This window comes from Thermopolyspora sp. NPDC052614, assembly GCF_040678635.1.
Lineage (GTDB): Bacteria > Actinomycetota > Actinomycetes > Streptosporangiales > Streptosporangiaceae > Thermopolyspora.
This window is the reverse complement of record NZ_JBFATZ010000004.1, coordinates 437,595-452,371: the sequence shown is the minus strand read 5'-3', so window position 1 is coordinate 452,371 and position 14,777 is coordinate 437,595. Positions and strand designations below refer to the sequence as shown.

Genomic DNA, 14,777 nt, shown 5'->3' with positions numbered 1-14,777 from the left:
GCCGGTGGCGTTCCCCTCGCCTTCGTCGGCCGGGCCGTCTCGGTCGTCTCCCTTGCCCTGGTCGGTTTCGTTTCCGGCGGGGCGTGGCCGGTCGCCGGCCGCCGCGTCCGGGCGGTCGCCTGCGCGTCCGTCGGTGGTTTTGCCGGTGGCGTTCCCCTCGCCTTCGTCGGCCGGGCCGTCTCGGTCGTCTCCCTTGCCCTGGTCGGTTTCGTTTCCGGCGGGGCGTGGCCGGTCGCTGGCCGCCGCGTCCGGGCGGTCGCCTTTGCGCCCGTCGGTGGCTTTGCCGGTGGCGTTCCCCTCGCCTTCGTCGGCCGAGCCGTCTCGGTCGCCTCCCGCGCCCTGGTCGGCTTCGTTTCCGGTGGAGCGCGGCCAGTCGCCGGCCAGGAGTCGGGCCTGCTCGTCGAGCCGCTGGTAGAAGGCGAAGCGGGTCAAATCGGGACGGTCGGCGTCGGCGCTCCCGGCCGACCCGCCGGGCAGCGCGTAGGAGTCGGAGCGGGCGCTGGCCATCACGGTCACGGGCGCGCCGCCGTACGCGCGGGAGAGGCGTTCCTGGATCGAGCGGTCGGTGGCGGCCAGCCCGGCGGACGAGACGGGCGCGGTCACCCGCGCGGCGGTGTCGTGCTGGGACGCGGCGGCGACGACGCGGCGCACGCCGACGTCAGCCACGGAGGCGGCGTAGGCGGTCAGGGCGACCAGGGTGGTGGTGGCGAGCAGGATCGAGCCGAAGGCGGCGAGGAGAAGCAGTGGTTCGGCGACCGCGCGTCGCAGTACCAGCGGCGTTCGCCCCCGCATCGACTTGGCCTCCAGTGGTGCCGCTCAACCTTCTGACCACGACCTTTAGGCATGATCGGGCAAATGGCCAGGCGAGCGGCGCGATGGTGATGGAGGCGATGCGGGGTGGCGACGGAGAAGTGATATCGATTCCGTGACAAATCGCGACAGTTTAGGAAAATACGCACGGATTTCGGGCATGGCAAAGCGCCGCACTCCCCGTGGGAGATGCGGCGCTCGCGATCGTGCTGTGCGCCCTGCGGCGGCTACGCGCTCTGCAGCGCCGCAGCGCGCTTGGCGATCGCCGACTTGCGGTTGGCCGCCTGGTTCTTGTGGATGACGCCCTTGCTGGCGGCCTTGTCCAACTGGCGGGAGGCGGCGCGCATGAGCACCACGGCCTCCTCGACCTTGCCCTGGTCGGCGGCCTCGCGGAACTTGCGGATCGCGGTCTTCAGCGAAGACTTGACGGCCTTGTTGCGCAGACGACGCTTTTCGTTCTGCTTGTTGCGCTTGATCTGGGACTTGATGTTCGCCACGAAGAAGCCTCGGTAAAAGTCGGTGGATTGGGGCGCGCGGGCAGAGAGGGCGCACCACACGCGGTGATACAGGGTATCAACGCCCTCTGTGCCGCTCAAATCAACGCACGGCACCGGACCCTGGGGCCGGTTTTCCCGAAGATCCGCCAGGTCGGAGAGGGCACGATCGATCATACGACCGTGCGCCGTCCGATCGGCACCCGGCGGCGGAACCGCGGCGACCTGCCGTTGAGGGGACGTCTGACCCGAGGGTTCCGGGCGGGCGGGCACGGCGAGGAACGCGGGCGGGCGCACGCCGCACGGCCGGTCGGTGATCAACGATCGGCGATCACCGTGGACTGACCCATGCCTGCTGGTATTCGCGCCTGTCCTGTTCGGTCGCGGCGAAGTCCACGTAGGGGGCGAGGCCGAAGCGTTCGCGCGGGCGGGCGCGCGCCGCGCGGCCGGTCGGGGATCAGCGTGGGCTGACCCAGCTCTGCTGGTATTCGCGCCAGTCCTGTTCGGTCGCGGCGAAGTCGACGTAGGGGGCGAGGCCGAAGCGTTCGCGCGGGCTGCCGTGATCGGTGAGGGCGAGGCGGGCTCCCTCGGCGGCGACGGCGACGCTTTCGGACGCGTCCAGGCGGCTCCAGCCGTGGTCGTGGTAGGCGGGGGCGCCGATCAGGATCGTCTTGTGGGGCGGCAGGTTCTCCAGGGCGAGCGTGGCCTGGCGTACGACGTGCCCGCCGTACAGGGACTCGAAGGGGAGGAAGGAGTCGTACGTCATGATGGCGACCTGGTCCACCAGGTCGGCGACCTGCCGGAAGTAGGCCGTCGTCCAGTACTTGTCGTGGCCCATGACCAGTCGGAGCGGGTGGCGGACGCCGGACAGCGGCTCGATCTGGTGGGTGGCGACCGACAGCGGCCGGTCGGGGCCGATGGCGGTGCGGGTGGCGCGCAGTACGGCGAGCAGGTTCGGGTCGCCGTCGTTGACCGGTTCGAAGTCGTAGTGGATGCCGTCGTAGCCGAGTCGTGTCAGGTCGGCGGCCCCGGCGACGACGCGCCGCCGCGCGGCCGGATCGCCCAGGTCCAGGCCGTTCTTAACGGCCTGGCCGAGCCAGGCCGACACCCGCACGTCCGGCAGGTGCTTCCGCCACCACTTCAGAAAATTTCCGGCATTGGGATATTTGGTCGGCGACAGCGCGCCGTCCCACCCGTACGGCCCTGAATGCACGTACACATCCCGGATCCCGGTCGCCCGCAGCCGTACGGCCAGCGCCGCCACGTCGGCCTCGGTCCGCCGCCCGTCCACCCACGCGTGCCCCAGCCAGAGGGCGTCGTGCCCGCTCGTCTTCGCCCACACCGCGGGCGTACCGGTAAACTGGGCGCGGAGCGCCGCGGCGGCCGCGCCCGCGATCAGCAGCACGACGGCCAACGCGACGGCCGCCGCGCGGGCGAGAAGACGGGCAGGGCGCCGAAGACGCCGCGCGATGCGGCGCAGGCGTTCCAGCGCGGGCGTGGCGGTCCGGGCAATCACCCGAACATGCCACCATGGAAGACGGCTGGCACACCAGCCCTTGATCGTCATCACATCTGTCGAAACGGACCCCGGTGCGCACTCAGCCTGGCCACACCGACCCCGCGGTGATCCGCAACTTCTGCATCATCGCGCACATCGACCACGGCAAGTCGACGCTCGCCGACCGCATGTTGCAGCTCACCGGCGTGGTCGAGGAGCGGCAGATGCGCGCGCAGTACCTCGACCGCATGGACATCGAGCGCGAGCGCGGCATCACCATCAAGTCGCAGGCCGTACGGCTGCCCTGGAAGGGCCCGGACGGCGTCGATTACGTCCTCAACATGATCGACACCCCCGGCCACGTGGACTTCACCTACGAGGTGTCCCGGTCGCTGGAGGCGTGCGAGGGCGCGATCCTGCTGGTCGACGCCGCCCAGGGCATCGAGGCGCAGACGCTCGCCAACCTCTACCTGGCGATGAACGCCGACCTCACGATCATCCCGGTGCTCAACAAGATCGACCTGCCCGCCGCGCAGCCCGACAAGTACGCCGAGGAGCTCGCCGGCCTCATCGGCTGCGCCCCCGAGGACGTGCTGCGCGTCTCCGGCAAGACCGGCGAGGGCGTCAAGGAGCTGCTCGACCACGTCGTCGAGCAGGTGCCGCCCCCGGTCGGCGACGCGGACGCCCCGGCCCGCGCGCTGATCTTCGACTCGGTCTACGACACCTACCGCGGCGTGGTCACCTACGTGCGGGTCGTCGACGGCCACCTGTCCCGCCGCGAGCGTACGATCATGATGTCGACCGGCGCGGCGCACGAGACCCTGGAGATCGGCGTCATCTCGCCCGAGCCGACCCCGTCGGCCGAGGGCCTCGGCGTCGGCGAGGTCGGCTATCTGATCACCGGCGTGAAGGACGTGCGGCAGGCCCGCGTCGGCGACACCGTCACCTCGGTCTCCCGTCCGGCCGCCGAGCCCCTCGGCGGCTACGAGCACCCCAAGCCGATGGTGTACTCCGGCCTCTACCCGATCGACGGCGACGACTACCCCGAGCTGCGCGACGCCCTCGACAAGCTGCGCCTCAACGACGCCGCCCTGATCTACGAGCCGGAGACCTCGGCCGCGCTCGGCTTCGGCTTCCGCTGCGGCTTCCTCGGCCTGCTGCACATGGAGATCGTCCGCGAGCGGCTGGAGCGCGAGTTCGACCTCTCGCTCATCTCCACCGCCCCCAACGTGATCTACCGGGTCGTCATGGAGAACGGCCAGGAGATCATCGTCACCAACCCCTCGGAGTTCCCCGGCGGCAAGGTCGCCGCGATCTACGAGCCGGTCGTGCGGGCCACGCTGCTCTCCCCGGCCGACCACATCGGCGCGATCATGGAGCTGTGCCAGGGCCGCCGCGGCACCCTGCTCGGCATGGACTACCTGTCCGAGGACCGCGTGGAGATCCGCTACACGCTCCCCATGGCCGAGATCATCTTCGACTTCTTCGACCAGCTCAAGTCCCGCACCCGCGGCTACGCCTCGCTCGACTACGAGCTGTCCGGCGAGCAGGAGGCCGACCTGGTCAAGGTGGACATCCTGCTGCAGGGCGAGCCCGTGGACGCCTTCAGCGCGATCGTGCACAAGGACAAGGCGTACGCGTACGGCGTCGAAATGGCCAAGAAGCTCAAGGACCTCATCCCGCGCCAGCAGTTCGAGGTGCCCATCCAGGCGGCCATCGGCGCCCGCGTCATCGCCCGCGAGAACATCCGGGCCATGCGCAAGGACGTCCTGGCCAAGTGCTACGGCGGCGACATCACCCGTAAGCGCAAGCTGCTGGAGAAGCAGAAGGAGGGCAAGAAGCGCATGAAGATGGTCGGCCGCGTGGAGGTGCCGCAGGAGGCGTTCGTGGCGGCGCTGTCCACCGAGAGCTCGGCCGACAAGGCGAGGAAGTAGCCCGGCCGGGGCCGCCCATGCCTTCCGCGCTTCCCGACGGCGACGCCGTCCCCGCGACCGGCGAGCTGCCCGAGCACGCCCTGCGCGGGCTCGGCGAGCGCCCGTTCGGCTTCTACGTGCACGTGCCGTTCTGCGTCACCCGCTGCGGCTACTGCGACTTCAACACCTACACCGCGCAGGAACTCGGCCCCGGCGCCTCCCGCGCCGACTACGCCGCGACCGCCGTCGCCGAGGTACGGCTCGCGCGCAAGGTCCTCGGCGACGCCGCGCCCCGCGTGGAGACGGTGTTCTTCGGCGGCGGCACCCCCACCCTGCTCCCGGCCGCCGACCTGGTACGGGTGCTGCGCGCCATCGACGAGGAGTTCGGCCTCGCCCCCGGCGCCGAGGTCACCACCGAGGCCAACCCCGAGTCGGTCACCCCGGCGAGCCTCGCCGAGCTGCGCGCGGGCGGCTTCACCCGGGTCAGCCTCGGCATGCAGAGCGCCCGCCCGCACGTGCTGGCCGTCCTCGACCGCCGCCACACCCCCGGCCGGGCCGCGCAGGCCGCCCGCGAGGCCCGCGACGCCGGGTTCGACCACGTCAACCTGGACCTGATCTACGGCACGCCGGGGGAGAGCGACGACGACTGGCGCGCCACCCTCGCCGCCGCGATCGAGGCCGGCCCCGACCACGTCTCGGCGTACTCGCTGATCGTCGAGGACGGCACCCGCCTGGCCGCCCGCATCCGCCGCGGCGAGCTGCCCATGCCCGACGACGACGTGGCCGCCGACCGCTACCTCATCGCCGACGCCATGCTCGCCGAGGCCGGCCTGTCCTGGTACGAGATCTCCAACTGGGCGGCCACGCCCGAGGCCCGCTGCCGCCACAACCTGCTCTACTGGACCGGCGGCGACTGGTGGGGCGTCGGCCCCGGCGCGCACAGCCACGTCGGCGGCGTGCGCTGGTGGAACGTCAAGCATCCGGCCGCGTACGCGAGCCGCCTGGCCGCCGGCGTCTCGCCCGGCCACGCCCGCGAGATCCTCTCCGACGACGACCGCGCCGTGGAGCGGCTCATGCTCGAACTGCGGCTCGACTCCGGCTTCCCGCTGGCCGACATCGGGGAGGGCGCCAGGACGGCCGTGGCGCGCGCCCTCGCCGACGGGCTGCTCGACCCCGGGCCGTTCCGCGAGGGCAGGGCCGTGCTGACGCTGCGCGGGCGGCTGCTCGCGGACGCGCTCGTCCGCGACCTCACCTGACGGGCCTCACTCGACGGGCGGGCTCACGAAGTCGATCAGCTCCTCCACCCGGCCGAGCAGCTCCGGCTCCAGGTCCGCGTAGCTGGTGACGCGGCCGAGGATGTGACGCCAGGCCTCGGCGGGCTCCATGCGCCACCCGAGCGCCTCGATCACGCCCTCCTTCCACGGGATCCCCTTCGGCACCACCGGCCAGGACGCGAAGCCGAGCACCGACGGCTTCACCGCCTGCCAGATGTCCACGAACGGGTGCCCCACCACCAGCACATACGGCGAGCCCACCTGGGCGGCGATGCGGCTCTCCTTGCTGCCGGGCACCAGATGGTCCACCAGGACCCCCAGGCGCCGGTCCGGCCCGGGCGCGAACTCGGCCACGATCGCGGGCAGGTCGTCAACCCCTTCGAGATACTCGACGACGACCCCTTCCACCCGCAGATCGTGGCCCCAGATCTTCTCCACGAGGGCGGCGTCGTGCACGCCCTCCACGTAGATACGGCTCTCCTTGGCCACCCGCGCGCGCAGGCCCTCGACCGCGACCGACCCGGAGGCGCTGCGCCGCCGGGCCGCCGCGGATCCCGCCGCGGGCGTGCCGGGCCGTACCAGGGTGACCGGCTCGCCCTCCAGCAGGAACGCCGCGGGCTCCAGCGGGAACACCCGCCGCCGCCCGAAACGGTCCTCCAGCGTGACACCCTGCTTGTCACAGGCGACCACGGCGCCGCAGAAGCCGCCCTCGGCGTCCTCCACGACCAGGTCGAGTTCGGCCGGCACCACCGGGACGTCGTCCCGGGTCCTGCGGCGCCGGCGTCCGGCGAGCGCGTCCTCGTACATGGCAGGGCACGCTAGCAAACCGGTGCGTCACCGCCCCGCCGGTCCGTACGGCTGCCACGGCCCGGCGAGCCGCCGCTTGGCCCGGCTCCGGCGCACCAGCACGATGACCGTGACCACGACGGCCACGATGAAGGTGACGAATATCAGCCCGATGTAGAGCAGAATGCTGCCCGCCGCGTTGACGGCCCGCTCGCTGGTGATCGGCTTCCCGACGCCGAAGGCGACGTCGGCGCCCTCCGGGGCCGTGCACCGCACCTGGTAGGAGCCCGCCTGGGTGATGCCGATGTCGAAGATGTGCTCCCAGATCCTGCCGCCGGCGGTGATGCTCGCGGTGTAGCCCGGCTTGGTCAGCGCGACCTCTGCGCCGGTGGCGCTCGCGGCCTCGCACCGGACGTTCACCTGGGAGGTGGCCGAGACGTAGAGGACCGGCCTGTCCTGCGGGTTCAGCGTCAAGGTCTTCACCTCGCCGCTTCTGAAGCTGCTCGGGGGCGCCACGTCCTCGGCGACCGTGCCCACGGCGCTGTAGGTGCCGTAGACGAGGACGATGATGCTGGCCACGAACGCCAGCCAGGACAGCAGGATCCAGATGCGGCGGGGCCGGATCTCGGGCTTGCCGCCGGGCGGGCCGTAGCCGCCGGGCGGAGGGGGAGCGCCGTAGGCGGACTGAGGAGCGTACGGCGGGGTGCCGGGCGGGCCGTACGGCTGGCCGGGCGGGCCCGGCTGTGACTGCCCCGGCGAGCCGTGGCGCTGCGGGTCCAAGGGCCGGGTGGCGTCCTGAGGCGGGCCGAAGGAGGATTCGGGGCGGCCGTACCCCTGAGGACCCTGTCCCTGCGGGCGAGGGTCGTTGCTTTGACTCATACTCCGAGTGTGACGGTTCCCACTTGTGGAGCATTGGAAGCCTGCTTGCTAAACAATACCAATCTAATGTCCATATGCCATATACGGGCACATACAGGACTTTACGGACGCCGCTGGGCGGACCGGTCGGGCGGTGGCGCGGCCGGGCCGGGACAGGGTCGAGGGCGATGAGTTATCGCACCTTGAAGGCGGGGGCCGTACACTTGGCACTCGGGAACACTGAGTGCCAAGCGTGGTGTTGAAGAATGACACCAGGGCGGCCAGGAGGTGAACACGTTGCTCGATGACCGCAAGCTGGCGGTCCTGCGCGCCATAGTCGAAGATTACGTGTCCACCAACGAGCCAGTGGGCTCGAAGGCCCTGGCGGAGCGGCACAACCTGGGCGTTTCGCCGGCCACGATCCGCAACGACATGGCGGTCCTGGAGGAGCAGGGCTACATCCACCAGCCGCACACCAGCGCCGGGCGCGTGCCCACCGACAAGGGCTACCGCCTGTTCGTGGACCGGTTGTCGCAGATCAAGCCGCTGTCGGCGGCCGAACGCCGGGCGATCGAGACCTTCCTCGCCGGCGCGGTCGATCTCGACGACGTGGTCCGCCGCACGGTCCGGCTGCTGGCCCAGCTCACCCGGCAGGTCGCCGTCGTGCAGTACCCCTCGCTCGCCAAGTCCACGGTCCGGCACGTGGAGATCGTGCCGCTGAGCGAGCGCAGGGTGATGCTCGTCCTGATCACCAACACCGGCCGGGTCGAGCAGCGCGTCGTCGAAGTGCCCGAGCTGGTGGACGAGGATCGCATCTCGCACCTGCGGGCGATGCTCAACGCCTGCCTGGACGGCTGCGGCCTGAGCAAGGTGCCCGACACGGTGGCGGATCTGCCCGAGCATCTGCCGCTGGAGGACCGTCCGGTCGCGGCGACCATTCTTTCCGTGCTTCTTGAGACACTTGTGGACCGCAGTGATGAGAAAATCGTCTTCGCCGGTACCGCCAACCTCGCGGCGGCCGATTTCACCGTCGGCCTGCGCGATGTGCTGGAGGCGCTGGAGGAGCAGGTCGTGCTGATGCGGCTGCTCGGCGAGACGAGCGACCCCGCCGCCCTCACGGTGCGGATAGGCTCGGAAAACCCGTACTCCGGGCTGCGCGGCATCTCGTTCGTGGCCGCCGGGTACGGCTCGGGTGACAAGGAACTGGCCCGGCTCGGCGTGCTGGGCCCGACGCGAATGGATTATCCGGTGACGATGGGTGCCGTGCGCGCGGTCGCGCGCTACGTGGGTCAGATTCTGGCGGGGTCGTAAGTGGCGAAGGACTACTACGGCATCCTCGGGGTGCGCCGCGACGCCAGCCCTGAAGAGGTCAAGAAGGCCTACCGCCGTCTGGCGCGTGAGCTGCACCCGGATGTCAACCCGGATCCGACGACCCAGGAGCGCTTCAAGGAGATCACGCAGGCCTACGAGGTCCTGTCGGATCCGAACAAGCGCAAGATGTACGACCTGGGCGCGGACCCGTTCTCCTCGGCGAGCGCGGCGGGCGCCGGCGGCTTCGGCGCGGGCTTCCCGTTCAGCGACATCATGGACGCCTTCTTCGGCACCGCCACCGCCTCGCGCGGCCCGCGCACCCGGGCCCGCCGCGGGCGCAACCACACCATCCGGGTGGAGCTGGACCTGACCGAGACCGCGTTCGGCACCACCCAGGAGCTGGTGGTGGACACCGCGGTGGTGTGCGAGGTCTGCCACGGCGCGGGCTCGTCCCCCGGCACCCACCCCGACACCTGCGACATGTGCAACGGCCGGGGCGAGGTCTCCCAGGTCACGCGCTCGTTCCTGGGCCAGGTCATGACGTCGCGGCCGTGCCCCCAGTGCGGCGGCTACGGCAGCGTCATCCGGCACCCCTGCCAGGAGTGCTCCGGCGACGGCCGGGTCCGCACCCGCCGTACGATCAAGGTGCGCATCCCGGCGGGCGTCGAGGACGGCACGCACATCCAGCTCGCCGGCGAGGGCGAGGTCGGCCCCGGCGGCGGCCCGCCCGGCGACCTGTTCCTGGAGATCGTCGAGCGCCCGCACCCGATCTTCGAGCGGCGCGGCGACGACCTGCACTGCACCGTGCACCTGCCGATGACCGCCGCCGCCCTCGGCACGTCGCTCGCCGTCGAGACCCTCGACGGCACCGAGGAGATCGACGTACGGCCCGGAACCCAGTCCGGCCAGGTCATCCCCCTGTACGGCAGGGGCGTCCAGCGCCTCAACGAGACCGGCCGGGGCGACCTGCTCATCCACGTCAACGTGGAGACGCCCACGCGGCTCGACGCCGCCCAGGAGGAGCTGCTCAGGGAACTGGCCAAGCTGCGCGGCGAGGAGCATCCCCCGGGCAAGTTCGCCCCCGGCCAGCAGGGCTTCTTCTCCCGGCTGCGGGACGCCTTCAACGGTCGTTGAAGGCGGCGTCCACCAGGGCGATCAGGACCTGCTTGACCGAGTCGCGGTCGCGGGCGTCGCAACGCACCACCGGAACGCCCGCGTCGACGCCGAGCGCGTCCCGCACCTCGTCGAGGCCGAACCGGTCCGCGCCGCCGAAGTCGTTCACGGCGACGGCGAGCGGGACGCCGTGCTCCTCCAGCAGGTCGATCGCCGGGTAACACCGATCGACGCGACGCAGATCCACGAGCACGACCGCGCCCGCCGCGCCGTCGGCGAGCTCGGCGCGGAAGAACTCGCGGTTCTCCCGGTCGGGCGTGCAGAACAGGCACAGCACGACGTCGTCGTCCACGCCCACCCGGCCGACGTCGAAGCCGATCACTTCGCCGCCCGGCGCGGCATCCGGCGCGGCGTCCGGCTCGGCGAGGACCGCCTCGGCCGTGACCGGGTCGATGTCGGAGATCGCCTCAAGGAACGTCGTCTTTCCCGCGCCTCGCCCTCCCGCCACCACGATCTTGACCGAGACGGCGTCGGCGACCTCCACGGCGGCGGGGTACGCGTCGGCGACGGGAGCTTCAGAGGGCACGGACACCTGCCCGGATCCGCTCCAGCAACGCTCGGGGCGGCCGCGCGCCGAGGATGACCTGCGCGTGGATGACCAGGAGGTGCTCGGCCACGAGGTCGGCGATGAGCTCGCGGGCGACCCCGACCGGGAGCCGCAGACCGGCGGCGATCTCGGCGACGGACAGCGGGTGGCGGCACAGTTCCACGATGTGCGCGTGCTCGAAGGCCAAGGGGGCGTTCAGCGCGGCCGGGGTCGCGGACAGCAGCGTCTCCATGCGCAGTCGCTCGTCGAGCGGCAGGGTACGCCCCGCCGACATGATGAACGGGCGAGCGATCTCCCCGGCGGAGCTGACCTTCATCCCGGGCCCGTCCATGACCCCGTCGTCCTCGGATCGGGGCGGCTCGGGCCGCGCCGGCCGGTCATGTGGGACGCCTCCGCGGTGACCGCTCATCCGTCCCGCGAACCGGTCGCCCGCGGGGCCTCGTTCGTGCCAGGAGCGGCCGAACTCGGTGGGGTACGCCTCGGGGGCGGCGACCGCGGACCGGGCCGCGGTCACGTTGTCGATGCGAGCCAAGCGCCCGGGTTCGCCGCCCGATGCGGGGGCGTCCGCCAGGATGTCGCCGTCCACCGGGGGAGACGAGGCCCCGAACAACTCGCCGGCCGGTCGCGCGGGCGCGGCATGACGCAAGTTGATCATGCGAGGATCGGGCACCCGTAGCCCCAGGTCCGCCCAGCCGTCATTCATCGCAGTTCGCCCACCCCGTTCGCTTGGCAGCGCCGTCTCATACCCGGCCGTCCCGCGCCTCCGGACCGCCGCTGCGGGCGTGCCCGTACGGCCTCCAGGGGAACGGCCGAGATCAGCAGGAAACCCCGATGTGTGTCGCTCCTGAAGAGCTTCAGCCCTCCGCAACCGTACCGGCACGCGCCGCTCTCGGGCAGCCGTTCCGCACTATCCGGTTGCCACTTGCCGGATCCGGTCATGATCGGATCGTTGAGGCGGCCCGGCCCGCCCGCGAACCGACGCCGCCGCTCTGGGGCGATGCGACGACGGCGCCCGCCGACGCCGCCAGGAGGCCACGTCATCGCGGCTCCTGGTTCGGGCCCGTCTGCTCCGCCTGCCGCATCCCGGCCCTGAATTCGTTGAGGATCGACCGGACCCGTTCCGAGGGGTGCTCGAAGGTCTCGTCGTGGGTCCCCTCGTGAGTCCCCTCGTGAGTCCCGTCGTAGGTCCCGTCGGGGGAGACGCCGGTGGCGACCGGCTCATCGCCGCGGGGGCGATCGGTTCGCGGCACACGGCGGACGAGCCCGTTCGCAGTGGTCTCCCGCGCGCCGTCGCCTGCCGCCGTCCGTGCTTGCGGCCGTTCCGCGGACCCGTCCACGTCCGGTGCGGGTCGCCGGACCGAGAGCCGGTACGGCGGTTTGGCCTTGGGCGTGATGAGGGGTGGCAGGGGCGGCTGAGCGACGCTCGACGGAGCCTGGTGCACGGTGGAGTGGCCGCCCGATGACGAAGCCGGCGGCGCGGAGGCGTCGGGGTGGCGGCCGCCGAGCGGATCGGCGGGCGACGAGGGGGAGAGAGACGAGGGGGAGTGAATCGCGGGCGGCGGCGGTGGGGTTCCCGGTGCGGGCGGCACGGCCGGTTCCGGGGAGACGACCACCGCGACGAACTCGGAGGTGGTGACGCCGGGATGGCCCTTGTGCGCAGGGAGTCCTGTCGCGGCCGATCCCATAGCCTCCTCGGACGAGATGTCCCCGGCGGAATCTGCGAACCCGTTACGTTCGGCGGAACCGGCGGGTTCTCCGGCTCCGCCGGACACACCCGACCAGTCGTACACGGCGGACCGGCCGGATACACCCGACGGGCTCGACACACCCGACACACCCGGCGCACCCGGCGCACCCGACATACCCGGCGTACCCGGCACGCCCGAAGTGCCTGCCACATCCGACGGGTCCGATGCGACCAACCCGTTGGACGACGGCGCCTCGTCGTACCCGCCCGAGCCAGTGGCCACGCGCCCGTTGGCGTACCCGTCGCCGTGCTCGCCGACCACGGACCCGCCCGAGCCCGGGAACGCCGAGGGCGCGGAGGGCGAGGCGACGGACGCGGCGTCGCGGACCAGCAGGTCCACCGGAAGCACGACCCGGGCGGTGATCCCCGCGAGCGGCGAGTCGTGCAGCCAGACCTTGATGCCGAGCCGCTCGGCGAGCCGCCCCACGACGAACAGACCGAGCTGCCGGGTGGGCGCGACGAGGAAGCTGCGCTCCCCGCGCAGTTTCGCGTTGGCCGTGGCCAGCCCCTCGGCGTCCATGCCGACGCCCTGGTCGACGATCGCGATGTGGTACTCGGTCGCGTCGCACCTGGCCTGGATCTCGACGTCCTGGTCCTGCGCGGAGAACACGAGCGCGTTCTCGATGAGCTCGGCCAGCAGGTGCGCGACCTCCGCCACGGCCGACCCGCGCACCACGTCGTGATCCACCCGCCGCAGCACGACCCGCCGGTAGTCCTCCACCTCGGCCAGCGCCGAACGCAGCACGTCCCCCATCGCGACCGGCTCGGCCGCCGCCCGCGGCGTACGCTCGCCGACCAGGATCAGCAGGCTCTCGGCGTTGCGCCGCATCCGGGTGGCCAGATGGTCCAGCTCGAACAGGTTCGCCAGCGCCGCCGGGTCGGACTCGTCGCGTTCGAGCGCGCTGATGAACCCGAGCTGGCGGCGCACCAGGCTCTGATTGCGGCGCCCGAGGTTCGCCAGCGACTCGGCCGTGTTGCGGCGCAGCACCGCCTGCTCGGCGGCGAGCCGCAACGCGGTCCGGTGCACGTTCCCCAGCGCGCGGATCACGGCGCCGAACTCGTCCTGGCGGCGCCCCGGCCCCGGCTCGTCCTCGGCGATCGCGTCCTGCGGGTCCGCGGCCGACTGGATCCGGGCGACCGCCTCGGGCAGCCGCCGCTCGGCGACGTCGTCGGCCTCCTGGGTGAGCCGGCGCAGCGGGCGCAGGATCGACCGGGACGTCACCACGCCGAGCAGCAGCGTACCGAGCAGCAGCACGCCCCCGAGCACGGCGAGCACGACGAGCTCCTGGGTGCCCCGCCGCTCGGCCTCCCCGGCCTGGGCGCGGGCCTCGACGCCGACCAAGCGCTGTACGTCGCGCAGGTCGTCGGCGAAGGCGGCGGCCGCGTCCCACCAGTCCCGCGCGCTCACCGAGAGGTTCCGGCCGCGCGGGGAGGCCGTCGCGCGCGATTCGATCGCCGCCATCGTGGTCGCCGCCCGGGACTGCTGGGCCGTGCTCAGGGCCGCGGCCTGCGCGGTCGTGGCCAGCCGGGCGAACTGGGCGAGCGCGTCGATCCTGGTCGCGCGGGCCTCGATGAACCGTACGTACTCCTCCGGCGTGAACACCGTCGCGGCCAGCCCCCCGGTGAGGGTGTCACGCTCCTGCCCCGCGGCCTCCTGGGCGCGGCCGAGCGTCCACAGGGCCTCGAGGCCGCGCCGCCGCGTCAGGTCGCCGCCCGCCGCGTCGCCGTCGTACAGGGCGTCGTTGATCGCTCCGATGGCGGCGGTGTAGAAGGCGAAGGACTCCGGACGCCCGGTCCGTGAGGCGTCGGCCGAGGCCCGCAGCGCGCCGAGGCCGGACAGCCGGTCGAGCGCGCCGCGCAACCGCGGCACCCCGCGCCGCGTCGCGTCGGCGAGCAGCGGGCCGAGCTCGGCCCGCGCCTGGTCGGAGCGCCGGCGCTGGGCCTCAAGCTCGCCGCGGAACCGGTACTCGCCGCCGAGCAGCCCCGCGGTGAGCCCCCGCTCCCGCTGCAGGGCGTGCACCAGCTCCTGCCCGGCGAGCACCAGCTCGATCTGGCGCGCCGTGGTGTGCGCGTCGGAACGCGTGTCGAACCGCGCCGCCACCTCCAGCCCGGTGAACCCCAGCAGCAGGGTCGTCGGGACGGCGAGGATCCATGTGAGCCTCGCGCGGATGGTGCGCGGCATCCTGATCAGATGTGCCATTGACCTGCCCGTTCTACTGAATCTGTGGCCGTGACAAGGCGGGCGGTCGCCCCCGGATGGTCGGAATCCGTCCCCGTGGACTCTGGGTCAGGAGAGCCGGGGGACACGCTATTACCCGAAGGATTCGGCTGACTACCGAAAGTGAGAACTTCGATTCGACTCGTCA

At 72.0% G+C, this 14,777-nt stretch carries 11 protein-coding genes and 1 pseudogene; 4 read left to right on the top strand and 8 right to left on the bottom strand.

Annotated elements, in window-relative coordinates:
* The 3 genes and pseudogenes from AB0K60_RS11670 to AB0K60_RS11660 all read right to left on the bottom strand — a co-directional run.
* A pseudogene (locus AB0K60_RS11670) lies at positions 1 to 792 on the bottom strand (hypothetical protein); the annotation flags it as partial.
* 245 nt (positions 793 to 1,037) lie between these two features.
* Complete coding sequence (rpsT, locus tag AB0K60_RS11665; RefSeq protein ID WP_364052105.1) at positions 1,038 to 1,307, bottom strand: 30S ribosomal protein S20; 270 nt, start codon at positions 1,305 to 1,307, stop codon at positions 1,038 to 1,040.
* 454 nt (positions 1,308 to 1,761) lie between these two features.
* A complete protein-coding gene (locus AB0K60_RS11660) occupies positions 1,762 to 2,820 on the bottom strand; it encodes a hypothetical protein (RefSeq protein ID WP_364051789.1) in 1,059 nt (352 codons plus the stop codon).
* Positions 2,821 to 2,894: 74 nt separating this feature from the next.
* Here AB0K60_RS11660 and lepA point away from each other — a divergent pair, with 74 nt between their 5' ends.
* Both lepA and hemW read left to right on the top strand, forming a co-directional pair.
* The gene (gene lepA / locus AB0K60_RS11655) at positions 2,895 to 4,736 is read left to right on the top strand and encodes a translation elongation factor 4 (protein WP_364051786.1); all 1,842 of its coding nucleotides are present in this window, start codon (positions 2,895 to 2,897) and stop codon (positions 4,734 to 4,736) included.
* Between the two features lie 17 nt (positions 4,737 to 4,753).
* Positions 4,754 to 5,971 (top strand): radical SAM family heme chaperone HemW, encoded by a 1,218-nt coding sequence (gene hemW / locus AB0K60_RS11650; protein ID WP_364051783.1) that lies wholly within the window; start codon positions 4,754 to 4,756, stop codon positions 5,969 to 5,971.
* Between the two features lie 6 nt (positions 5,972 to 5,977).
* Here hemW and AB0K60_RS11645 read toward each other — a convergent pair whose 3' ends face one another.
* Together AB0K60_RS11645 and AB0K60_RS11640 are read right to left on the bottom strand one after the other, a co-directional pair.
* Positions 5,978 to 6,796 carry a DUF3097 domain-containing protein gene (locus AB0K60_RS11645; RefSeq protein ID WP_364051780.1) on the bottom strand — a complete coding sequence of 273 codons (819 nt, stop codon included), beginning with the start codon at positions 6,794 to 6,796 and terminating at the stop codon, positions 5,978 to 5,980.
* 27 nt (positions 6,797 to 6,823) lie between these two features.
* Positions 6,824 to 7,654: a hypothetical protein gene (locus AB0K60_RS11640; RefSeq protein WP_364051777.1), complete on the bottom strand. Its 831-nt coding sequence runs from the start codon at positions 7,652 to 7,654 to the stop codon at positions 6,824 to 6,826.
* 276 nt (positions 7,655 to 7,930) lie between these two features.
* Here AB0K60_RS11640 and hrcA point away from each other — a divergent pair, with 276 nt between their 5' ends.
* Both hrcA and dnaJ read left to right on the top strand, forming a co-directional pair.
* Positions 7,931 to 8,944 (top strand): heat-inducible transcriptional repressor HrcA, encoded by a 1,014-nt coding sequence (hrcA, locus tag AB0K60_RS11635; RefSeq protein ID WP_364051774.1) that lies wholly within the window; start codon positions 7,931 to 7,933, stop codon positions 8,942 to 8,944.
* Positions 8,945 to 10,078 (top strand): molecular chaperone DnaJ, encoded by a 1,134-nt coding sequence (gene dnaJ, locus AB0K60_RS11630; RefSeq protein ID WP_364051771.1) that lies wholly within the window; start codon positions 8,945 to 8,947, stop codon positions 10,076 to 10,078.
* On the opposite strand, the gene AB0K60_RS11625 is transcribed toward dnaJ, so the two are convergent.
* From AB0K60_RS11625 to AB0K60_RS11615, 3 genes are all read right to left on the bottom strand, one after another.
* A complete protein-coding gene (locus AB0K60_RS11625; RefSeq protein ID WP_364051768.1) occupies positions 10,065 to 10,643 on the bottom strand; it encodes an ATP-binding protein in 579 nt (192 codons plus the stop codon). The genes dnaJ and AB0K60_RS11625 overlap by 14 nt on opposite strands.
* Complete coding sequence (locus AB0K60_RS11620) at positions 10,633 to 11,319, bottom strand: DUF742 domain-containing protein (RefSeq protein WP_364051765.1); 687 nt, start codon at positions 11,317 to 11,319, stop codon at positions 10,633 to 10,635. The genes AB0K60_RS11625 and AB0K60_RS11620 overlap by 11 nt, the downstream gene beginning before the upstream one ends.
* Positions 11,320 to 11,701: 382 nt before the next feature.
* The gene (locus AB0K60_RS11615; RefSeq protein ID WP_364051762.1) at positions 11,702 to 14,593 is read right to left on the bottom strand and encodes a nitrate- and nitrite sensing domain-containing protein; all 2,892 of its coding nucleotides are present in this window, start codon (positions 14,591 to 14,593) and stop codon (positions 11,702 to 11,704) included.
* Between the last annotated feature and the right edge of the window lie 184 nt (positions 14,594 to 14,777).

What these genes read in the sequence shown, in the direction of transcription:
- hemW (WP_364051783.1), top strand. Translation starts at nt 4,754, where the DNA reads ATGCCTTCCGCGCTTCCCGACGGCGACGCCGTCCCCGCGACCGGCGAG.
- AB0K60_RS11645 (WP_364051780.1), bottom strand. Translation starts at nt 6,796, where the DNA reads ATGTACGAGGACGCGCTCGCCGGACGCCGGCGCCGCAGGACCCGGGAC.
- AB0K60_RS11640 (WP_364051777.1), bottom strand. Translation starts at nt 7,654, where the DNA reads ATGAGTCAAAGCAACGACCCTCGCCCGCAGGGACAGGGTCCTCAGGGG.
- AB0K60_RS11620 (WP_364051765.1), bottom strand. Translation starts at nt 11,319, where the DNA reads ATGATCAACTTGCGTCATGCCGCGCCCGCGCGACCGGCCGGCGAGTTG.
- AB0K60_RS11615 (WP_364051762.1), bottom strand. Translation starts at nt 14,593, where the DNA reads ATGCCGCGCACCATCCGCGCGAGGCTCACATGGATCCTCGCCGTCCCG.